The following is a 20,322-nucleotide window of genomic DNA, read 5'->3' as shown; positions in this document are numbered from 1 at the left end:
GTTCAAGTCCGTATTAGAGAGAGTATGGCTTGCGCGGCCACGTTCTGGGTGTCAGCGCCATCTGGCTGCATTTCCCTTGAGGCGGGCGCGCATGGCGTCGTCGGCCAGCAGGCCGGGAATGGCTCTCTCCAATCCTCCTTCGGTCCAGCCGTCACGGCCGATATGGTCGCCGGTGCCGGTCTCTTCGGCGCGAGGTGCATTGTCGTGGCCGTCCCGGCAATAGGGCATGATCAGCGACGCCACACAGAAGCGCAGCGCCTCGCAAAAGCCGGTGTTGCCGCCGTGGTGGATGAACAAATCCAACTTCGCCACCGCCGAGGACTGCGGAAACCAGGCGCCGAGATAGACATTGTCGGGCACCGCTCGGTAAGCGTCGCGCAGGCCGCCGACATTGACGATGAAGCGCGCCGGCAGCTTGTCGGCAAAGACGCCGGAAAGGCCGGCATGGAAGATGAAGGCGGGGCCCCGCACGGCCCGCGCGATGCCGACGCAATTCAGCGCCGCGCCGAAGCCTGCTTCGGGGAACAGCGCGATGGTCGGGCTGGCTTTACGCGTCAATTATTTCCTCTTCATTCCGGCCGGCTGATCATGCCGAACGGCGCGGGAGCGCCGCGGCCGGCCGCTTGCGGTCGCAGTTTGCGAGAGCCGCAGATGGACGCGAAGCAGATCGGCAGTAACCTAATACTGCCGGCTTTCGAGCTGGTCGAGTGGTTTCAGATGTTCGCGCAGCGATTGCCGCAGCCGAAAGACATTGGCGGCCACCGGCATAGATGCCGGCAGCCGCCGCAGCTTAAGGTGATCGGACAAGGCATCGGCCACGAAGCGATTGGCCGCAAACGCGTGTGAGGCCGGCTGCCCCGTTGTCGCTGGCGATGCTACGGCGTCGGTTGCATGGCAGCGGCCGTCTCGTCGATCTTGCCGGCAAGGACGCCTTGGGCCCAAGCGGTGACCTCGGCGTCGACGGGCTTGTTGGCCATATCGGTCAACGCCGCATCGAGCGTGGCCGGGTCGGTACCGACCGCCGCCGCGTCGACCACTTCCTGCTGGGCGGCGATCTGGTCCTGCAGAGCCGATATCTGTCCAGGCAGGGCCGCCTGCTCCTCGGGGGTCATCGCGGCGATCTGGTCCGGCGTCAGCGATGTCAGTGCGTCCAGCTGTGAATTCAGGGCATCCAGCTGAGTTTGTGCGACCTTGGCTTTTGCCGACTGCGTCACGAAGGCCTGAAGCGCAGCGAATTTCCTGCTCTTGGAATTCATATAGGCGTTGACGTTGCGCTGGAGCGAGTTCAGCCGGCCGAGCTTGGCGTGGAGGTTCTTTTCCTTGGGCAGGGACGAGACCTTTGTCTTCTTATCGACCGTGGTCATTGTGTCCGTTGTCGCCTTGGCTACCTGCCCCCGGGCCGACGAGGACTTGCCGTGCGCAGCGCCGCTGTTGCCGTGGGCGCCACCATTGCCATTGCCGTTGCCGCCGCTGTGACCACCACCATTGCTATGCCCGTTGCCGCCGGCTTCGGCGAGCGCCGGAGAAGCCAGAAGCGCCAGTGCGGCTAACGCCGCGAAAACAGTTTTCCGGTTTGTCATGATGTCTCCTCGGGAAACGCCGCCCTGCGCCCGCTGCTATGGTAAGTTCGTATGAGAAGCCGCTAATTATGCGCAGTAAACTTTGGACAAAGACTGTCTCAATAAGAGAGCTGGGCAACCTGTCGGCACAGTAACTTGTTGATGTTTAAAGGAAACCTATGTCTTTGAACGGCTGCGGTACTGAAGTCCCATGCCGGTCGGACCATGGTCCGAACTGTCGGTCAGAGTTGATTTCGGCGCTGCCGGCCGGCGACGCGGCTCTGGCCCAGAACGCGCAGGCCACGGCGCTTTTCACCAATCGGCCGAAGGCCCAGACGGCTGATTCAGCCGATGCTTTCGCCACCGTCGATCACCAACGCCTGGCCGGTCATGAAGGATGACCGATCGGACACGAGGAAGAGGATCGCCTCGGCGATCTCCTCGGCGCTGGCCCAGCGCCCCATCGGGATCTTGGTGCGGACATAGGCTTCGATTGCCTCGCGTCCGCCCATCTGGGCGATGAACGGTCCATTGAACGGCGTGTCGACCCAGCCGGGGCAGAGCGCGTTGACGCGCACATTGTGGCGGGCATAGTCGAGCGACATCTGCCTGGTCATCGCCACCACGGCATGTTTCGAGGTCGCATAGGCGATCATCTCGCGGTCGTAGAACACGCCTGAATTCGAAGCCGTATTAAGGATGACGCCGCCGCCCTGTGCGACCATCGATGGCATGACGATCCTTGCCGCCAGGAACTGCGCCCGCACATTGACCCGCCAGGAAGCGTCCATGCCGCCGGTCTCGACCTCGGTCAGCGTGCCGCCGACCTGGATGCCGGCGTGATTGTGCAGGATGTCGATGCGCCCATGCCGGTCGAGCGTACCGGCAAGGAGCTGCTCGACCGCGTTGTCGTCCGAGACGTCGGTGGCGACCGCCTCCGCCCGGCCGCCCGCGGCGCGTATATCTGAAGCCGTCGCCTCGCCGCTGGTCCGATCCCTGTCCGCGATGACGACCACCGCGCCTTCCCTGGCCATGATCATGGCGCCGGCGCGCCCGATGCCGGAACCGGCGCCTGTCACCACGGCGATGCGGTCTTCGAGGATCATGATGCGACCTTCAGTTTGACAGCTTGCGCTGGCGCAGCTGCCATTGGGCAAGCACCACGAGCAGGACGGACGCGACGAGCACGATCGTCGCGATGGCATTGATCTCCGGCGTCACCCCGCGCCGGATCGACGCAAAGACATAGATTGGCAGCGTCGTCTGCGCGCCGGCGACGAAGAAGGCGACGATGAAATCGTCGAAGGAGAAGGTGAAGGCGAGCAGGAAGCCGGCGACCACCGCCGGCATGATCTGCGGCAGGACGATCGAGCGGAACGTCGTCAGCGGCGTGGCGTAGAGATCGCTGGATGCCTCGACCAAGTTGCGATCAAGGCTGCCCAGCCGCGTGCCGACGATCATCGTCACCAGCGCCATCGAAAACAGGCCGTGCGCGGCGATGATCGAACCATAGCCGAGCGACAGGCGCGGCGGCTGATCGTCCGGCCAGATCGAGGCGAGGAACGGGTTGATGACGGCGAACAGCTGGACGAGTGCGACCAGTGTCGAAATGCCGATGACGACGCCGGGAACGACGATTGCGGCTCCAAGCAAGGCGTCGAAGACAGCGCGGGTCCGCACCCCGACGCGTGCCAGGCCGAGCGCGGCCGCCGTGCCGAACACCGCCGCCAGCAAGGCGCTGGTGGTGGCGATGAACAGGCTGTTCTTCAGCGCCTCGACCAGGAATGGGTTCGCCAGCGCCTTGCCGTACCATTGCACCGAAAAACCGGTGAACTCGCTGGCGTGGTGACCGGCGTTGAAGGAAAACAGCACGACCAGCGCGATCGGCAGGTAGAGGAAGGCGAAGACGGCAATGACGAAGGCGCGCATCAGATCAGATCCACCCGGCGGGCGCCCGAGACGCGGGTCGAGATGCGGTTGGCGGAAATCAGCACCACAACCGAAACCAGCACCAGCGTGATCGCGATGGCCGATCCGAACGGCCAGTTGCGCGACTGCAGGAACAGGTCGACCAGCGCATTGCCGATGAAGAACACCTTGCCCCCGCCAAGCAGCGTCGGAATCAGGTACTCGCCAAGCAGCAGGATCATCACCAGCGAGAAGCCGGTCATCACGCCGGGCAGCGACAGTTTCAAGGTCACGCCCAGGAAAGTGGAGAGCGGCGTCGCGCCGAGATCGGCGGAGGCCTCCAGCAGGCGGCGATCGAGCCGCTCGAGGCTGACATAGATCGGCAGGATCATCAGCGGCAGATAGCCATAGACGATGCCGAGCAGGACGGCGCCCGGCGTGTTGATGAGCCTGACATCCTCGATCCCGACAAAGGCGAGCAGCGCCGGGATGCCGCGTCCGCCCAAAATGTACATCCAGGCATAGGTCCGCATCAAAAGGCTGGTCCAGAACGGTATGACGACCAGCGCGAGCAGGATCAGCCGCCAGCGCTGCGGCGCCCGCAGGGCGAGGTAATAGGCGACGGGATAGGCGACGAGCAGACAGGCGAGCGCGCCCACCGGAGCCAGCACCATCGTGTTCCAGAACGCGGTCGCCCGCGCCGGAAGATTGGCATATTGCGCCAGCGTGAAGGCCGCCTGATAGCCGCCCTCCGGCGCCCGCTCGCCGACGCTGAAGACGGCGATGGCCATGAACGGCAGCACCAGGAACACGACGAGCCAGGCGGCCGCCGGCCCGAGCAGCATGGCCGTCAGCAGATTTTTGCGAATGCCGCGCATCGAAGGATTGCCCCGGTGCCGGCGGGTCTGGGCCCGCCGGTCAAGTTGTCTCGAATGGGATTTGTTGCCCGCCTGGCTCAAGCCGACTTGAAGCGCGCCATCAGCTCGGCGCGGCCCGGATCGGTCAGCGTTGCCGCCGCGCCGAACTCCAGCGGCGTCAACAGGTCGGCGGCCGGATAGAGGATCGGATTGTCCAGCACTTCTTTGGGCAGCAGCTTGTTGACGCGGGCGTCGGTGGAAGGCGCGCCGTTGGCGAGGTGTTCCTTGACCGCGACCTGCGGGTTCATCAAGTAGTTGAGCAGGGCATAACCGGCCGGCTTGTTCGGCGCGTCCTTCGGAATGGCGTAGAAGTCGGTCCAGATCTCGCCGCCTTCCTTGCCCAGCACATAGGCGATCTCCGGAATGTCGCGATGAAGCTGCGCGCCGTCATTGGTCCAGCACATTGTCATCCAGGCATCGCCCGCGCGCATGCCAGGCTGGTAGTCGGAAGACACCGCGAACAGATGCGGCTTGACCTTGAGCAGCAATTCCTCGGCCTTGGCGAGTTCGTCCTGCTTCAGCGAGTTGAAGGAGTAGCCGTAATATTTCAGCGCATTGCCGATGGTGGTCAGCTGATAGTCGTGCACCATAGTGCGGCCGTCGCCCTCGGTCATGGCGGTGTCCCAGAATTCCTTCCAGCTCGTCATCGGCTTGGTCAGCTTCTTGGTGTTGACGGCAAATCCTGTCGTGCCCCAATTCTTCGGCACGGCGTAGATCGTGCCGTCGATCGTGCTTTCCGAGGTGAAGCGCGGGTCTTCCTGCGTGCCGTCGAAATTCGGCAGCTTAGCCATGTCCAACGGCTCGATGATGCCGAGCTTCTTGTAGGTCGAGATGGTGTAATTGGTCGGCACGAACAGGCTCCAGCCCGACGCCCCGGCCTGCAATTTGGCCAGCATCTCCTCATTCGAGCCGAACACGTTGACCTCGACGGCCACGCCTGTGTCCTTCTTGAAATTCTCGAAGGTCTGCGGGTCGTGATAGTTGGGCCAGGTGGCAATCGACATGCGGTCGCCGAGGTTCTCGGCGGCAAAGGCCGGCGTCGGCATGATGCCGATCTCGCGCGCCATCACCGCCGTCGCGATGCCGAGGCCGGTGAGGCCAAGGAAGTCGCGGCGGCCGATCGAGCCGCGCTTGAGGCGCATTAGCTGGTCGACGAAATTCTCGGGGCTTATCGGCAGTCCGTCACGATATGATTTCGACATGTTTTTCTACCCTCTGGTTGGTCCCGTTGTTCTTTGGATCCGCGAACGCCAACGGCGTTCCGGCGGCAAAGCCGATGGCGACGGGTTCACCCGGCTTGAAGAGATTGCCCTGGCCGATCATGTGGTCGGCCTTGGCCAGCAGCGTTCCGATGCCCTGGACCTCGACTGCGTATTCCGCCGTGGAGCCCAGAAAGATCCGGTTGCGGACGATGCCCTTGAGCGGGCCGCTAGTCGGGCCACCGAGACTGAGCGATTCAGGACGCAGGCTGACCGAAACGGTTTCGCCCTGCCGCAAATCCACCCGCTTGCGCGCCGCGATGACGGTGCCATCGGCCAGCTTCACATCCACCAGATCGCCCGAATGCCCTGCGACGGCGCCGCTCAAGAGATTGGTCTTGCCGACGAAATCGGCGACGAACAGGTCGGCCGGTTCGTCATAAATCTCGCTCGGCTGCCCAAGCTGAACGATGCGGCCGCCATTCATGACGCAGACGAAATCGCTCATCGACAGCGCTTCCTCCTGGTCGTGGGTCACCAGCACGAAGGTGATGCCGATCTCGCGTTGCAGGTTCTGCAATTCGATCTGCATGTCGGTGCGCAGCTTCTTGTCGAGCGCCGCCAGCGGCTCGTCGAGCAGCAGCACCGCCGGTTTGTTGACCAGCGCGCGGGCGAGAGCGACACGCTGCTGCTGGCCGCCGGACAGTTCGTGGACCTTGCGGCCGCCATAACCGGCGAGCCGCACCATTTCCAGCGCTTTGCCTGCCCGCAGGCCGATCTCGCGCGACGACAGCCGCGGTCGTGCCTGGCGCAACCCGTAGGCGACATTGTCGTTCACGTCCAGATGCGGGAACAGTGCATATTGCTGGAACACCATGTTGACAGGCCGCCTGTAGGGCGGCGTGTCGGCCATGTCCTGGCCGCGGATGAGCACCTTGCCCTCGCTCGGCTGTTCGAAGCCGCCGATCATGCGCAGGCAGGTCGTCTTGCCGCAGCCCGATGGTCCGAGCAGGGCGACGAAGGCGGAGGGCGGCACGGCCAGATCGATGCCGCTGACCGCGGTCACCGCGCCATAGCGCTTGGTGACGCCGCGAAACTCGATGTCGGGCACTGCGGTCAAGGCTGCGGGCTCCAGCGGCAGGACGATGCGATTTCAAGACGCTACCAGAGCCAATGGCAGCTAGTATATACCTCGCAGGTGGTATATCTGACCTATTTTCTTGTTTGAGGGGGTATTGGATGTCCCGCAGCGACGACTACAGCCAGCTCGCCACGCTGGTCGCGGCGACGCGGGAGACGAGCGGCGACGTCTTCGGCAAGGCGATGGTCGCTTGGCTGCGGCAGCATGTCGGCTTCGACCACTGCGTGGTCTTCGGCTATCGTGGCGCTGCACGCCCGCCGCTGCTGTTCGAGACCTTCTCGTCGGCCGAGAGCCATGTCTTCGTTGCGCTTTACCAGGAAGGCCCATACCTGCTGGATCCGTTCCACCACGCGGCGGTCGAGCGCAAGGAAGGGTTCTGGCGCATGCGCGAGCTGGCGCCCGACCGCTTCTACGCCAGCGAATATTTTCGCTCCTACTACAGCCAGACCAGGCTGGCCGAGGAGGTCGGCTTCTTCGTGCCGCTGCCGGGCAAGGATGCGCTGGTGATGTCGCTGATGCGGCTGCGCGCTTCAGGTCCGTTCGGGACCGCCGACGCCAGACTGTTGCGCGACATGGCGCCGGCGGTGGTCGCCTTCGCCCGATTGCGCTGGCCCGCCCTTCCCGCCGACGAGCCGGCCGAGGCCAGGCAAGACGATGCATTGGCGGCGGTCAACGAGTTCGATCGCGCCCATATCTGGAAGAGCCTGTCCCTGACGCCGCGCGAAAAGCATGTCGTCGATCTAGTGCTGCAAGGGCATTCCACCGAATCAATCGCCCGGGCCATGCGCATCGTGCCGGGGACGGTGAAGGTCCATCGCCGCAACATCTATCGCAAGCTCAAGATCAAGTCGCAGGCCGGCCTTTTTGCCCGCTTTGTCGAAATCATCGACGCGCGGATAAGATAAGTCCAACGGCCTTCGACCACCTTTCGATCAAGGTCTTGCGCCAGCCTCCCAGGAGCCGGTCTCGGCCATCCGTTTCAGCAGCCGCGCCGGCTTGAAAACATCCTTGCCCGTCCGCTGGTGCCAATATTCGAGCCGCTCGACGATCCTGGGCGCGCCTTCGAGGCCGGCCCAGAACATCGGACCGCCCTTGCCGATGGGAAAGCCATAGCCGTTGACCCAGATGACATCGATGTCGGAGGCGCGGGCGGCTATCCCTTCTTCGAGGATTTTCGCTCCTTCATTGATCAGTGGGTAGTGCGTGCGCTCGATGATTTCTTCCGCGCTGATTTCGCGCGGCGCGATGCCCTTCTCGGCTGCCTTACTGCGGATCAGCGCCTCGACCTGCGGGTCCCGGACCGGCATACGTGACCCGTTCTCGTAGAGATAGAACCCACGGCCGGTTTTCTGGCCGAAACGCCCCTGTTCGCACAACATGTCGGCGATCACGGCCGTCTGGCCTCGCGCCTTGCGGTTGCGCCAGCCAATGTCGAGGCCGGCGAGATCGCCCATCTGGAACGGCCCCATCGGCCAGCCGAAATCGGTGAAGGCGTTATCGATCTGGCTGGGCGTCGCGCCTTCCAGCAGCAAGGCTTCCGATTCGGAGCCGCGCGCGGCCAGCATGCGGTTGCCGACGAACCCATGGCAGACGCCGACGACGACGGCCACCTTGCCGATCTTGCGCGCCATGTCGACAACTGTCGCCAGCGCGTCCGGCGCGGTCTTGTCGGCCCGCACGATTTCCAGCAGCTTCATGACATTGGCCGGCGAGAAGAAGTGCAGGCCGAGCACGTCCTGCGGGCGCGAGATCGAGGCGGCGATTTCGTCGATATCGAGATAAGAGGTGTTGGTGGCAAGGATGGCGCCCGGCTTGGCCGCGGCGTTGAGCTTGCCGAACACCTCCTTCTTGACCGCCATGTCCTCGAACACCGCCTCGATGATCAGGTCACAATCGGCGAGGTCGGAATAGTCGGTAGAGCCCTTGAATTGAGCGAGGCGTTGGCGCCTGGCATCTTCGGTCAAGGAGCCGCGCGAAACGGAGACGGCATAATTCTTGTCGATCATGCCGAGCCCGCGCTGCAAGGCTTCCTCGCTGGTCTCCAATAAGGTGACTGGAAAACCGCCATTGGCGAAGGCCATGGCGATGCCGCCGCCCATCGTGCCGGCGCCGACGACGCCGACGCGGGCGATCCTGCACCGGACAAGGTCCTTGCCCGGGATCTTTGCGGCTTCACGCTCGGCGAAGAACAGATGCCGCTGCGCCCGCGACTGATCGCCGGCAACCAGCTTCATGAACAGCGCGCGTTCGGCAGCCAGAGCTTCCTCGAACGACATCGTGACGGTGTTGCGCACCGCTTGCGCGCAAGCGATCGGTGCGTCGAGGCCGCGCGCCTTCCTGGCGAGATCCGCCGCCTCGGCATCGAAAGCGGCCAGCTCGGTTTTCTTGATCTCGTCATCGCGATCGCGCACCGGCGTGAACGGCCCGCCCTTGCGGGCGATCTCCCTGCCGAAGTTCACGGCATGCGTGATCACGTTACTCTCGAACACAGCATCGACCAGTCCGGCTTCATGCGCCTCATCAGCACCGACCAGCGCACCGGAAACGATCATCCTGAGCGCTTTGATCGCGCCGACGAGGCGCGGCAGCCGCACCGTGCCGCCGCCGCCCGGCAGCAGTCCAAGCTTCACCTCGGGCAGGCCGAGCCTGGCGTCGGCATCGGCAACGCGGAAGTGACAGCCGAGCGCCAGCTCCAGCCCGCCGCCCAGCGCGGTGCCGTGGATGGCGGCGACCGTAGGTTTGGCGATGGTTTCCAGCGTCCCAATGATGGCACGCAGCTCGGGCTGCTGCACGGGCTTGCCGAATTCGGTGATGTCGGCGCCGGCGACGAAGGTCCGGCCCGCGCATGCGACGACGATGACCGCGACGGATGCGTCGTCACGCAAGGCAACCAGCGCCTGCATCAGTGGTTCGCGGACATGAAAGCTCAGCGCGTTGACCGGCGGGTTGTCGATGGTGATGATGGCGACGTCGTTGTCCCTGGCGACGCTGACAAAATTGGACAAGCTGAACCTCCCGAGACCGGCTGCGATCGGGAGGGTTTACTAGGCCGCGCCGCGAATGGGAACCGCGTGTCGCACTGGCACAAGACTTGTCAGGACAGGCTGTAGGGCGGCACGCTGGCGAGTTGCGGTTGAAGTGAGGCGAATATCACCGCACCGCCTTCTCCCCGCCGGCCGCCGTGATGACGCCGACGATGATCAGCCCGGTCAAGAGCAGGCGCACGCCGGCGCTGACGCCGAATGTGTTGAGCATGGTCAAAAGCAGCACCAGGAACAGCGCCGCGCCCCAGACGCCGGGGACATTGGCCTTGCCGCCGGCCACCGAGGTGCCGCCGATGACCACCACGGCGATCGAAGCCAGCAAATACTCGTTGCCGATATCGACATTGGCGCCGCGGAAATAACCGGCGAGCAGCGCGCCGTCGATGCCGCCGAGCGCGCCCGACAGCGTGTAGGTGAGGAAACGGACGCGGCCGACATTGACGCCGGCGAGCCAGGCGGCGCGGATGTTCTGGCCTATCGCCAGCACCGAGCGGCCATAGATCATGCGCTGCAAGGCGATGGCCGCACCGATGGTAAACAGCACGGTGAGAACCGCCAGCACCGGAATGCCGAGAACCTGCCGGTTGGCGAAATCGGCAAAGCCCGGCGGCGGCTTGATCTGCAATCCGCGCCCATAGCTGATGTCGACCGACTGGATGATGAAGCTCGCCGACAAAGTGGCGATGATCGGCGGTATTCGCAGCGCCCAGATCAGCAGATAGTTGACGGCACCGATCGCGGCACCACAGGCAAGCGCGGCCAGCAGCCCGACCACGATCATGGCATCGCTGCCGCCCATCACCTTCATGGCCACCGCGCTGGCGAGCCCGATATTGGCCGGCAGCGACAGGTCGACATTGCCCGGCCCAAGCGTGATGACGAACATCTGGCCGACGCCGACGATGACGGTGAACACGGCCAGCGACAGCGCGGCGGTGACCATGCCGCCGGCGCCATAGCCGCCGGTGAAAGCGATGGTCGCCAGCCACACCACAAGCGCGCCGACGAACGACCAGATCCAGGGCTTGGCGGTCAGCGACCTCAGCAATATCATCGCTCACCTCTCCTTGCGGCTGATCAGCACCCGCGCCGCCAGCACGATGATGAGGATGGCGCCGTTGGCCGCCACCTGCCAGTCGGGCGGGATGTGCATGAAGGTGAGCAGCGGCGATGCCGCCAGCGCCAGCGTCAGCGCGCCGATCACCGCGCCGATCGGCGACACGCGGCCGCCGACGAATTCGCCGCCGCCGAGGATGACGCCGGCGATCGAAAGCAGCGTGTAGCCATTGCCGATATTGGCATCGGCCGAAGTGGTGATGCCGATCAGCGCCATGCCGGACAGCACGCCGAACAGACCCGTCAGCGCGAACAACACGACCTTGGTCTTGAGCAGCGACCAGCCGGCACGTTTGAGCGCAGCCGGGTTGCCGCCGGAGCCGCGTAGGATGACGCCATAGGAGGTGCGCATCAGGCCGAAATGGACGATGAGGCCAATCAGCAGCGCGGCGATGATCGGGAAGGGCACAAAGGGCGGCTTGAACGCCATGATCGCCAGCAGCCAGTCCGGCGCCTTGCCGCCCGGCTTGGGCAGCACCAGGATGGCCAGCCCCTGCCAGACGAAACTCATGCCCAGCGTCACCACGATCGATGGCAAATTGCGCAGATGGATCAGCGCGCCGAGCAGCGCATAGATGCCGATCGATCCGAGCAGGACGAGAACCCCAATGAGCGGTGCGTCCTTCAACCAGGTCGCGGTGACGCAGCCGACGAAACCGACAAAGGTGCCGATCGACAGGTCGAGCTCGTTGCCCGATATGACGAACATCTGCGCGATCGTCGCCAGCGCGATCGGGATCGCCAGGTTGAGCATCAGGCCGAAGCCGAAATAGCTGATGGCGCGCGGATTGAGCCAGGCGATGGCGAGCAGCACCAGCACCAGCGACAGCGCCGGCAGCAGCCCACGCAGTAGGCGGGCGCGTGCCGCCCCGCTCCCAAAGGTCTTCGAACCGTGTTGAACAGAGACGGCCGTCATCTCAGGCCGCGTCGCCGAAGGAGGACTGGATGATCTTTTCTTCCGTCAGCTCGTCGCGCGTCAGATTGGCGACGATGCGGCCGTTCTTGAAGACATAGACATGGTCGCAATTGTCGAGTTCTTCCGTTTCCGTGGTGTACCAGAGGAAGGTGCGGCCCTTGCCGGCCTCCTCGCGCACGAGATCGTAAACCTCGAGCTTGGTGCCGATGTCGACGCCGCGCATCGGGTCGTCCATCAGCACGATCCCGGCGTCGGAGCCGAGAGCCCGGGCGAACAAAGCCTTCTGCTGGTTGCCGCCCGACAGCGAAAAGATGTTGTTGTTCATATCCGGCGTGCGGATGCCGATCTTCTTTTGCCAGAACCCGGCCAGTTCGGCCTCTCGCCGCGGCGAGATCAGCAGCCCGTTGCGCAGCCGAGCCAGCGAGCGGATGCCGATATTTTCAGCGATCGACCACTGCGGAAAGATGCCGTCCGCCTGGCGGTCGCCGGCCACAAGCGCCACCGGTGCGGTGACCTCGACGCCGGCCCTGGCGCGCGATGCCGCGGCGAAGATCGCCAGCAGCAGGTCGGTCTGGCCATGGCCGGCCAGGCCGGCAAGTCCGATGATCTCGCCGGCGCGGGCCACCAGCTCCTTGCCGTCCTGCTGCCGCGCCGGCCGGGCGCGCACGCGCAACGGGCCGGCCTCGGCTTTCCGGATTTCGGTGGCGGTCCTCCGATGTCCTTCGGCGCCGCCCATGGTGGCGACCAGCCTATCGCGGTCGAAAGCGTTCGCCGCGTCGGCGCCGACAACCTTGCCGTCGCGCATCACGACGATGCGATCGGCGTTCTGCAGCACTTCGCCCAGCACATGCGAGATGAGAATGCAGCTGCCGCCCGACGCGACGAAGCGGCGCACGAAGGCAAGCAGCTGACCCGCCGTGTGCGCGTCGAGCGAGGACGTCGGCTCGTCGAGGATGACCAGGTGGAGCGGCTCGCGGGTCAGCGTGAACGCGCGCGCCACCTCCACCATCTGTCGCCGTCCGATTGAAAGGTCACCGGCGATGTCGGCCGCCGAAATGCCATGGTCGGGAAAGATTTCGTCCAGCTTGGCCGTGATCAGCTCGGCCGCCTTGCGCCGCCAGCCGAAGCCGGTGAGCGAGGCGTGGTTGATGCGCGTGTTCTCGGCGACGCTGAGATTGGGGCACAGCGACAATTCCTGGAACACGCAGCGTATGCCGAGCTGCTGTGCCCGCGACACCGAGTAGTTCTCCTCGGCCTCACCATGCACGCCGATCGTTCCGCTGTCGGGTGTCAGCGTGCCCGCCACCATGTGCATGAGCGTCGATTTGCCGGCGCCGTTGTGGCCGACGAGGCCGACGCACTCGCCGGGCCCGACAGTGAAGTCGACGCCGCCAAGCGCGCGAACGGCGCCGAAGTGTTTTTCGGCGCCGCTCAGTCTGATGATGTCCGCGTTCCCTTCAGGCATGCTCAACGATATCCGGTCGGCGATGTGCACGGCAACGCGTGTGCGACATTCACTTGATATTGGCTTTGATGGCCGCGATGGCATCTTCCTGTGTGTATTCGTGCGTGGCGACACCGCCCTCCTTGATCTTCGGCAGAGCGGCCTCGAAATCGTCCTGAGTGAAGGCGAGATACGGCACCAGCAGGTCGTGGGGAATGTCCTTGCGGCCGTCGAGCACTTGCTGCGCCACCCAGAAGGCGAGCGTCGAGACACCGGGCGCGATCGAGGCCGACCAGGTCTGGTAGCCGTCCTTTTCCTTCTGTTCCTTCCACCATTTCAGCTCGTCCTGGCGGTTGCCCATGATGATGGTCGGGCGCGGCTTGCCGGCGGCGGCGAAGGCTTGCGCGGCGCCATAGCCGTCACCGCCCTGGTCGACGATGCCGACGATTTCGGGCAGCGAGGGCAGGATGGTCGCCACCGCCTTCTGCGCCGTCGTCTGGTCCCAGTCGCCGGTCACCGAGCCGACGATCTTGAACTCGGGATGGGCGGCCACGCCTTCGAGGATGCCGGCATGGATGGCGTCGTCGATCGAGGTGCCGGCGAGGCCACGGATCTCGAGCAGGTTGCCGCCCTTGGGCTGGAACTTGGCCATATGCTCGACTTCCTGCTTGCCCATGTCCTTATAGTCGACGACGACGCGGTAGGCGCAGGGTTCGGTGACGATGCCGTCGAAGGAAACGACCACGATGCCGGCGTCGCAGGCCTGCTTGATGGCACCGTTCAGCGCGTCGGGCGAGGCGGCGTTGATGACGATGGCGTCATAGCCCTGTAGAATCAGGTTTTGCACCTGGGCTGCCTGGGTCGGCACTTCCTTGTCGGCCGTCGTGAAGACATCGGCGGCCCCGACCACCTTGTCGGCCACCGCCTTCTTGGTGACGGCGTTGTAGCTGTCGAGCATCGCCTGCCGCCACGAATTGCCGGCGTAATTGTTGGAGAAAGCGATCTTCTTGCCGCTGGTGTCGGCAAACGCCGTACCGGCTGCGAGCACCGCTGCAAGGGTGCCCAGGACGAACAGTTTCTTCATGTCATACTCCTCCCGAGTTGCTGGTCTTGATGGCTGCTGGTGACTATAGCGCTTGCGTACCTGTTTTTTATCTATTGTCAGACAAAAGTGCAGAAGGCCGGCGAGCTGTCAACTGCAATCCATAAGATGCCGCTGATCACATTGCGGTGCGACGATTGAAAAGGCTTCGGTGGATGGGCTAGGCATGCGGGCAGGAGGCCGCAGACGCATGGCAGTGACGCCGATCGTTCCCCCGGGGGCTCCGGGAATTCCGGCGCGCTGGACGTCAAGCGCCAAAAGCGGCGTCGGCGCGGCGCTTTCGCCGTCGAGCCGCGTCTGGTTCACGGTCAGCCATGGCATCCTGAACGAGATCTACTATCCCGGTGTCGACAGTGCCTGCACCCGCGACCTCGGCCTGATTGTCACCGGCCCGAACGGATATTTCTCGGAAGAAAAACGTGATGCCGCGCATGGCATCGAACCGTTCGAAGAAGGCGTGCCAGCCTACAGGCTGGTCAACACCGCTGATGACGGCGCCTACCGGATCGAGAAGCGTATCCTGGCCGACCCTGCACGACCCACCTTGCTGCAGGAGATCACCTTCACGCCGCTCAAGGGCGCGCCGGGCGACTACCGCGTCCACGCCTTGCTGGCGCCGCATCTGGTCAATGCCGGCATGGGCAACACCGCCTGGGTCGGCGACCATGAGGGAGAGCCTGTGCTGTTCGCCTCGGGCCGCGGCACTTGCCTTGCGCTGGCCTCATCGCTGCCCTGGCGGAACGGCTCGGCCGGCTATGTCGGCGTCTCCGACGGCTGGCAGCAACTGCGCAACACCGGTCGGCTCGATCCAGCCTTTCAGGGAGCCGAGGACGGCAATGTCGCGCTGACCGGCGAAATCGGGTTTTCCGCCAACAATTCCAAAGCCGTGCTGGCGCTGGGCTTCGGGGCGACGTCCGAGGAGGCCGCTCGAAATGCCTTCGCCAGCCTCAGGCAGGGTTTCGCGGCGGCGGCGACGTCCTACGCCGAACAATGGCGCGAATGGCAGGCTGGCCTGCTGCGGCTGGACCGCCGTGGCGCGTCCGGAGTGAACAGCTACAGGATCTCCACCGCCGTCCTGGCGACGCACCGGTCATCGCTCATGCCGGGCGCGGCGGTCGCCAGCCTGTCTATCCCATGGGGCTTCGACAAGGGCGACGACGATCTCGGCGGTTACCATCTGGTCTGGCCGCGCGATCTGGTCGAGACGGCGGGCGGCTTTCTCGCCGCCGGCGATGCCGCTTCGGCCCTGCAAACCCTCGACTATCTCTGCTCCGTCCAGCAGCCGGATGGCCACTGGCCGCAGAACGCCTGGCTCGATGGGACAGCTTATTGGCCGGGCATCCAGATGGATGAATGCGCCTTTCCGCTGCTGCTGGCGGATGCGCTGCGGCGCCAGGGCCATTTGCCGCGCGCCATGCTCTCTGGCTTCCTGCCGATGATCGAGCGCGCCGCAGCCTATGTCGTGCGCAATGGACCCGTCACCGGCGAGGACCGCTGGGAAGAGGACGCCGGTTACAGCCCGTTCACGCTCGCCGTTGAGATCGCGGCGCTGCTTGCCGCCGCGGATATGCTGGAGGCCTGCGGCAAGCAGGACGCAGCAAGCTATCTGCGCGAGACCGCCGACGGCTGGAATGACCAGGTCGAGCGCTGGACCTATGTCACCGGCACGGCAAGTTGCGAGGCGGCCGGCGTCGCGGGTTACTATGTCCGCATCGCACCGCCCGACAGCGCCGAGGCCGGTTCGCCGAAGGACGGCTATGTGCCGATCAAGAACTGCCCGCCCGGCGAGGCCGACCGGCCGGCGCAGGAAATCGTCAGCCCGGACGCCTTGGCGCTGGTGCGCTTTGGCCTCAGGGCAGCCGACGATCCGCGCATCGTCGGCACGGTCAAGGTCATCGACGCGCAGCTGCGCCGCCAACTGCCACAGGGGCCGCTCTGGTATCGCTACACCGGCGACGGCTATGGCGAGCACGAGGACGGCGCGCCATTCGACGGCACCGGCCGAGGCCGCCCCTGGCCGCTGCTCGCCGGCGAACGGGCCCATTACGAGTTGGCGGCTGGGCGCAAGGACAAGGCGACCTTGCTGCTTGCGGCAATGGAGGGCTCGGCCGGGCCGGGCGGCCTGTTGCCGGAGCAGGTCTGGGACGGTGCCGACCTGCCCGACCGCGAACTGCTGCATGGCAAGCCCTCGGGCAGCGCCATGCCACTGGTCTGGGCGCATTCCGAGCACATCAAGCTGTTGCGCTCGTTGCGCGACGGCGTGGTGTTCGACATGCCGCCGCAAGGCGTCGAACGCTACATCGACAAAAAGATCGTCTCGATGTTCAGGACATGGCGCTTCAACAACAAAATCCGTTCCATGCCGGCCGGCAAGACAATGCGCCTCGAGCTTTTGGCGAAGGCGACCGTCCATTGGAGCGTCGACAATTGGGCGGCCGTGCATGACAGCGCGACCAGCGAGAATGCTTTCGGCATCCACCTCGCTGATCTGCCGGTCGCCGGCCTGCCCGAGGGGAGCACGCTGATCTTCACTTTTTTCTGGCCCGGCAGCGGCGATTGGGAGAATGTCGACTTCTCCGTCATCATTGGTGAACAGGACAGACTGTAGATCCTTCCCGACAGATCCTCTTCAAGACACAAGGATGAGACCATGCAGATCGGAATGATGGGACTGGGCCGAATGGGCGCCAACATGGTCCGGCGCCTGATGCGTGACGGCCACGAATGCGTCGTCTACGACATCAACCCGGCAAGCGTCGCGGCCCTGGTCGGCGACGGCGCCTCGGGGGCTGCATCGATGGCGGAATTCGTCGGCAAGCTCGCCAAGCCGCGCTGCGTGTGGCTGATGCTGCCTGCGGCCATCACCGGCAAGATCGTCGATCAGGTGGCGGCGCTGATGGAACCCGGCGACATCATCATCGACGGCGGCAATTCCTACTATCACGACGACGTCGACCGGGCCGCCAAGCTCGCCGCCAAAGGCCTCAACTATGTCGATGTCGGCACCAGCGGCGGCGTCTGGGGCCTGGATCGCGGCTACTGCCTGATGATCGGCGGGCCCGATGACGCGGTCCGGCATCTCGATTCGGTCTTCGCCACGCTGGCGCCCGGCGCGGATGCCGGTGCGCCCGCTCCCGACAAGACGGCCGGCACGGCGCCCTTCGGCTATCTGCATTGTGGCCCGAGCGGCGCCGGCCACTTCGTCAAGATGGTCCATAACGGCATCGAGTATGGCGTCATGGCCGCCTATGCCGAAGGCATGAATATTCTCAAGGCCGGCAATGCCGGCAAGGTCAAGCGCGAGGCCGATGCCGAGACCAGCCCGTTGCAGAACCCCGAATACTACCAGTTTGACATCGACCTTGCCGAAGTGGCCGAGGTCTGGCGGCATGGCAGCGTCATCGGCTCGTGGCTGCTTGATCTCACCGCCGGCGCGTTGAAGAGCGATCCCGGCCTGACCCAGTTTGGCGGCCGGGTGTCCGATTCCGGCGAAGGCCGCTGGACCCTGAAAGCGGCCATCGACACCGGCGTGCCGGCGCCGGTGCTGTCCTCGGCCCTCTTCGACCGCTTCTCCTCGCAAGGCGAATCCGAATTCGCCGACAAGCTCTTGTCGGCCATGCGCTATGCATTCGGCGGCCATGTCGAAAAACCGAAGGCCGGCAAGTGACGGCGGCAGGGGAGACGCGCTCATGAGCCCGGAACGGTCCGATACGCTGGTGCTCTTCGGGGCGACCGGCGACCTCGCCCACAAGAAGATATTTCCTTCCCTCTATGCCATGGTCGCCAAGGGAACGCTTACCGAACCGGTGATCGGCGTCGCCTTCGACGCCTGGGATTTGAGGAAATTGCAGGACCGCGCGCGCGACGGCATCGTCAATACGCTCGGCAAGATCGACGAGAAGGTGTTCGCCAAGCTCGCTTCGCTGCTGCGCTATGTCAGCGGCGACTATCGCGACCCGGCCACGTTCGAGAAACTGAAGAGCGCGCTGGGCACCGCCCAGCGGCCGCTGCACTACATGGCGGTGCCGCCGACCATGTTCGAGACGGTGGTCCAGGGCCTGGAGCAATCGGGCACGGCGCGCGGCGCGCGGCTGATGGTGGAAAAGCCCTTCGGCCATGACCTGCAATCGGCGCGCTGGCTGAACCGAGTGCTGCATCTGGTGTTCGACGAACAGTCGATCTTCCGCATCGATCACTATCTCGGCAAGGAGGCGATCCAGAACCTGCTCTATTTCCGCTTCGCCAATTCCTTCCTGGAACCGATCTGGAACCGCAATTTCGTCGAGAGCGTGCAGATCACCATGGCCGAGGATTTCGGCATCGATGGGCGCGGCCGCTTCTATGACGAGGTCGGCTGCGTCAGGGACGTCATCGAGAACCATCTGCTCAACATCCTCCTGCTGCTGGCGATGGAACCGCCGGTCGGCCGTTCCGCCGACGACCTGATCGACGAGAAGGTGCAGGTGCTGCGCGCGATCCGCACCCTGACCAAGGACGATATCGTGCGTGGCCAATTCGACGGCTATCTCGCCGAGCCCGGCGTGGCGCCCAACTCGCCGGTCGAAACCTTCGCGGCGGTGCGCTTCCTCGTCGACACCTGGCGCTGGCGGGACGTGCCGTTCTTCATCCGCGCCGGCAAGAACATGCCGGTGCATGCCACGGAGGTGATCGTGCGGCTGAAGCGGCCGCCGCTCGATGTCTTCGACCCGATCAAGCCGAACGACGCCAACTATGTGCGCTTCCGCATCGACCCGCAGGTGGCGATCTCGATCGGCGCCCAGCGCAAGGCAGCGGGCGACGACATGGTCGGCGAACAGGTCGAACTGACGGCGCTCGACGACAGCAAGGGCGATATGCCGCCCTATGAACGGCTGATCGGCGATGCCATGAACGGCAATGGCCAGCTTTTTACCCGCCAGGACGCCAGCGAACTTGCCTGGCGCATCGTCGGGCCGGTCCTCGGCGACACCACGCCGCCGCATCTTTATGAACCGAAGACCTGGGGGCCGGCAGCCGCCATGAACGGCTTCGGGCCGCCGAACGGCTGGATCAATCCATCGAAATAGGCTGGGAGAGGGCAGCATGGCCAGGACGGCAAGGCCGAAAGCGGCGAGCGGCGATCCGATCGTGCTGTCGATCGACATAGGCGGCTCGCACGTCAAGATCCTCACCAGCTCAGGCGGTGCTGAGCGCCGCGCCGATTCCGGGCCGGACCTGAGGCCCCAGCAGATGATCGATGCGGTGAAGGCGCTGGCCGACGGACTGTCCTACGACGTCATCTCGATGGGCTATCCCGGCCCGGTGCATCACAACAGGCCCTTGTTCGATCCCGCCAATCTCGGCAAGGGCTGGGCCGGCTTCGACTTCGCCGCGCAGTTCGGCAAACCGGTCAAGGTGGTCAACGACGCGCTGATGCAGGCCATCGGCAGCTATGAAGGCGGTCGCATGCTGTTCCTGGGGTTGGGAACCGGCCTGGGTGCGGCGATGATCGTCGACAACGTCGCCCAACCGATGGAACTCGCCCATCTTCCCTATAAGAAGGGCAAGAGCTTCGAGGACTATGTCGGTGAGCGCGGCCTGATAAAACGCGGCAAGAAGAAATGGCGAAAATCCGTTTTCGACGTCGTCGACCGGCTGCGCGCCGCCATGCAGCCCGATTATGTCGTCATCGGCGGCGGCAATGTCGACAAGCTCGGCGATTTGCCCGCCGACAGCAGGCGCGGCGACAACACACGCGCCTTCGAAGGCGGATTTCGTCTGTGGCGAGACAAGGCCCTGATCGTCTGATAGTATTACAGTTCAGTATAGTTATTCAAAATAATGTGTGACGCGGGGCCAAGTCGTTGCATTGCGCAGATTTGCCGACTAGGAATTCCGGCGCACTACATCGCGACGAACCGCGAGGGACGTGCAAAGACGCCGCCGCACTTTAACTTTGCGCATCATCCCATCCGAAACTGTGCCGATTTCGGGCCC

At 64.6% G+C, this 20,322-nt stretch carries 17 protein-coding genes and 1 pseudogene; 6 read left to right on the top strand and 12 right to left on the bottom strand.

Features of this window, described 5'->3' with window-relative positions; genetic code table 11:
- Positions 1–2: 2 nt before the first annotated feature.
- Positions 3–420: pseudogene (locus LB545_RS02340) on the bottom strand (glycosyltransferase); the annotation flags it as partial.
- Between the two features lie 231 nt (positions 421–651).
- Here LB545_RS02340 and LB545_RS02335 point away from each other — a divergent pair.
- Positions 652–846: a hypothetical protein gene (locus tag LB545_RS02335; protein WP_224704350.1), complete on the top strand. Its 195-nt coding sequence runs from the start codon at positions 652–654 to the stop codon at positions 844–846.
- 29 nt (positions 847–875) lie between these two features.
- On the opposite strand, the gene LB545_RS02330 is transcribed toward LB545_RS02335, so the two are convergent.
- The 6 genes from LB545_RS02330 to LB545_RS02305 all read right to left on the bottom strand — a co-directional run bounded on the left by LB545_RS02330 (position 876) and on the right by LB545_RS02305 (position 6,703).
- The gene (locus tag LB545_RS02330) at positions 876–1,580 is read right to left on the bottom strand and encodes a hypothetical protein (protein ID WP_140559247.1); all 705 of its coding nucleotides are present in this window, start codon (positions 1,578–1,580) and stop codon (positions 876–878) included.
- Positions 1,581–1,903: 323 nt separating this feature from the next.
- Positions 1,904–2,665 carry an SDR family NAD(P)-dependent oxidoreductase gene (locus LB545_RS02325; RefSeq protein WP_140492572.1) on the bottom strand — a complete coding sequence of 254 codons (762 nt, stop codon included), beginning with the start codon at positions 2,663–2,665 and terminating at the stop codon, positions 1,904–1,906.
- 10 nt (positions 2,666–2,675) lie between these two features.
- Positions 2,676–3,488, bottom strand: coding sequence for an ABC transporter permease (locus tag LB545_RS02320; RefSeq protein WP_140673908.1), 813 nt, complete (start codon positions 3,486–3,488; stop codon positions 2,676–2,678).
- Positions 3,488–4,345 carry an ABC transporter permease gene (locus LB545_RS02315; RefSeq protein WP_140685395.1) on the bottom strand — a complete coding sequence of 286 codons (858 nt, stop codon included), beginning with the start codon at positions 4,343–4,345 and terminating at the stop codon, positions 3,488–3,490. Before LB545_RS02315 ends, LB545_RS02320 begins: the two co-directional genes overlap by 1 nt.
- A 77-nt stretch (positions 4,346–4,422) precedes the next feature.
- Entirely contained in the window at positions 4,423–5,586 is a 1,164-nt protein-coding gene (locus LB545_RS02310) for a PotD/PotF family extracellular solute-binding protein (protein ID WP_224704349.1), read from the bottom strand.
- Complete coding sequence (locus LB545_RS02305) at positions 5,567–6,703, bottom strand: ABC transporter ATP-binding protein (RefSeq protein WP_140513973.1); 1,137 nt, start codon at positions 6,701–6,703, stop codon at positions 5,567–5,569. The genes LB545_RS02310 and LB545_RS02305 overlap by 20 nt, the downstream gene beginning before the upstream one ends.
- A 119-nt stretch (positions 6,704–6,822) precedes the next feature.
- Between LB545_RS02305 and LB545_RS02300 the strand changes: the two genes are divergently transcribed.
- A complete protein-coding gene (locus LB545_RS02300; protein ID WP_140650136.1) occupies positions 6,823–7,629 on the top strand; it encodes a helix-turn-helix transcriptional regulator in 807 nt (268 codons plus the stop codon).
- Positions 7,630–7,656: 27 nt separating this feature from the next.
- On the opposite strand, the gene LB545_RS02295 is transcribed toward LB545_RS02300, so the two are convergent.
- The 5 genes from LB545_RS02295 to LB545_RS02275 all read right to left on the bottom strand — a co-directional run bounded on the left by LB545_RS02295 (position 7,657) and on the right by LB545_RS02275 (position 14,328).
- A complete protein-coding gene (locus LB545_RS02295; protein ID WP_224704348.1) occupies positions 7,657–9,729 on the bottom strand; it encodes a 3-hydroxyacyl-CoA dehydrogenase NAD-binding domain-containing protein in 2,073 nt (690 codons plus the stop codon).
- A 145-nt stretch (positions 9,730–9,874) separates the two neighbouring features.
- Complete coding sequence (locus LB545_RS02290) at positions 9,875–10,822, bottom strand: ABC transporter permease (protein WP_224704347.1); 948 nt, start codon at positions 10,820–10,822, stop codon at positions 9,875–9,877.
- A gap of 3 nt (positions 10,823–10,825) precedes the next feature.
- The gene (locus LB545_RS02285; RefSeq protein ID WP_140513969.1) at positions 10,826–11,800 is read right to left on the bottom strand and encodes an ABC transporter permease; all 975 of its coding nucleotides are present in this window, start codon (positions 11,798–11,800) and stop codon (positions 10,826–10,828) included.
- 1 nt (position 11,801) lies between these two features.
- A complete protein-coding gene (locus tag LB545_RS02280) occupies positions 11,802–13,265 on the bottom strand; it encodes a sugar ABC transporter ATP-binding protein (protein WP_140580179.1) in 1,464 nt (487 codons plus the stop codon).
- 49 nt (positions 13,266–13,314) lie between these two features.
- Entirely contained in the window at positions 13,315–14,328 is a 1,014-nt protein-coding gene (locus tag LB545_RS02275) for an ABC transporter substrate-binding protein (protein ID WP_140492600.1), read from the bottom strand.
- A 208-nt stretch (positions 14,329–14,536) separates the two neighbouring features.
- On the opposite strand from LB545_RS02275, the gene LB545_RS02270 reads away from it, so the two are divergent.
- Genes LB545_RS02270 through LB545_RS02255 form a run of 4 tightly spaced genes read left to right on the top strand, consistent with a single transcriptional unit; the run spans position 14,537 to position 20,133 of the window.
- The gene (locus tag LB545_RS02270) at positions 14,537–16,954 is read left to right on the top strand and encodes a glucan 1,4-alpha-glucosidase (RefSeq protein ID WP_224704346.1); all 2,418 of its coding nucleotides are present in this window, start codon (positions 14,537–14,539) and stop codon (positions 16,952–16,954) included.
- Between the two features lie 42 nt (positions 16,955–16,996).
- Complete coding sequence (gene gnd, locus LB545_RS02265; protein WP_140492606.1) at positions 16,997–18,013, top strand: phosphogluconate dehydrogenase (NAD(+)-dependent, decarboxylating); 1,017 nt, start codon at positions 16,997–16,999, stop codon at positions 18,011–18,013.
- Between the two features lie 22 nt (positions 18,014–18,035).
- Positions 18,036–19,412 carry a glucose-6-phosphate dehydrogenase gene (zwf, locus tag LB545_RS02260; protein WP_140492609.1) on the top strand — a complete coding sequence of 459 codons (1,377 nt, stop codon included), beginning with the start codon at positions 18,036–18,038 and terminating at the stop codon, positions 19,410–19,412.
- Positions 19,413–19,428: 16 nt separating this feature from the next.
- Positions 19,429–20,133 (top strand): ROK family protein, encoded by a 705-nt coding sequence (locus LB545_RS02255; RefSeq protein WP_140492612.1) that lies wholly within the window; start codon positions 19,429–19,431, stop codon positions 20,131–20,133.
- Positions 20,134–20,322: the final 189 nt, after the last annotated feature.

The organism is Mesorhizobium sp. BR1-1-6 (genome assembly GCF_020165355.1).
In the GTDB taxonomy this organism is placed as follows: domain Bacteria; phylum Pseudomonadota; class Alphaproteobacteria; order Rhizobiales; family Rhizobiaceae; genus Mesorhizobium.
Note: the sequence above shows the minus strand (reverse complement) of the source record. Positions and strands in the feature narration are given on the sequence as shown.

What these genes read in the sequence shown, in the direction of transcription:
- LB545_RS02335 (WP_224704350.1), top strand. Translation starts at nt 652, where the DNA reads ATGGACGCGAAGCAGATCGGCAGTAACCTAATACTGCCGGCTTTCGAG.
- LB545_RS02330 (WP_140559247.1), bottom strand. Translation starts at nt 1,580, where the DNA reads ATGACAAACCGGAAAACTGTTTTCGCGGCGTTAGCCGCACTGGCGCTT.
- LB545_RS02325 (WP_140492572.1), bottom strand. Translation starts at nt 2,665, where the DNA reads ATGATCCTCGAAGACCGCATCGCCGTGGTGACAGGCGCCGGTTCCGGC.
- LB545_RS02320 (WP_140673908.1), bottom strand. Translation starts at nt 3,488, where the DNA reads ATGCGCGCCTTCGTCATTGCCGTCTTCGCCTTCCTCTACCTGCCGATC.
- LB545_RS02315 (WP_140685395.1), bottom strand. Translation starts at nt 4,345, where the DNA reads ATGCGCGGCATTCGCAAAAATCTGCTGACGGCCATGCTGCTCGGGCCG.
- LB545_RS02310 (WP_224704349.1), bottom strand. Translation starts at nt 5,586, where the DNA reads ATGTCGAAATCATATCGTGACGGACTGCCGATAAGCCCCGAGAATTTC.
- LB545_RS02300 (WP_140650136.1), top strand. Translation starts at nt 6,823, where the DNA reads ATGTCCCGCAGCGACGACTACAGCCAGCTCGCCACGCTGGTCGCGGCG.
- LB545_RS02290 (WP_224704347.1), bottom strand. Translation starts at nt 10,822, where the DNA reads ATGATATTGCTGAGGTCGCTGACCGCCAAGCCCTGGATCTGGTCGTTC.
- LB545_RS02285 (WP_140513969.1), bottom strand. Translation starts at nt 11,800, where the DNA reads ATGACGGCCGTCTCTGTTCAACACGGTTCGAAGACCTTTGGGAGCGGG.
- LB545_RS02280 (WP_140580179.1), bottom strand. Translation starts at nt 13,265, where the DNA reads ATGCCTGAAGGGAACGCGGACATCATCAGACTGAGCGGCGCCGAAAAA.
- LB545_RS02275 (WP_140492600.1), bottom strand. Translation starts at nt 14,328, where the DNA reads ATGAAGAAACTGTTCGTCCTGGGCACCCTTGCAGCGGTGCTCGCAGCC.
- LB545_RS02270 (WP_224704346.1), top strand. Translation starts at nt 14,537, where the DNA reads ATGGCAGTGACGCCGATCGTTCCCCCGGGGGCTCCGGGAATTCCGGCG.
- gnd (WP_140492606.1), top strand. Translation starts at nt 16,997, where the DNA reads ATGCAGATCGGAATGATGGGACTGGGCCGAATGGGCGCCAACATGGTC.
- zwf (WP_140492609.1), top strand. Translation starts at nt 18,036, where the DNA reads ATGAGCCCGGAACGGTCCGATACGCTGGTGCTCTTCGGGGCGACCGGC.
- LB545_RS02255 (WP_140492612.1), top strand. Translation starts at nt 19,429, where the DNA reads ATGGCCAGGACGGCAAGGCCGAAAGCGGCGAGCGGCGATCCGATCGTG.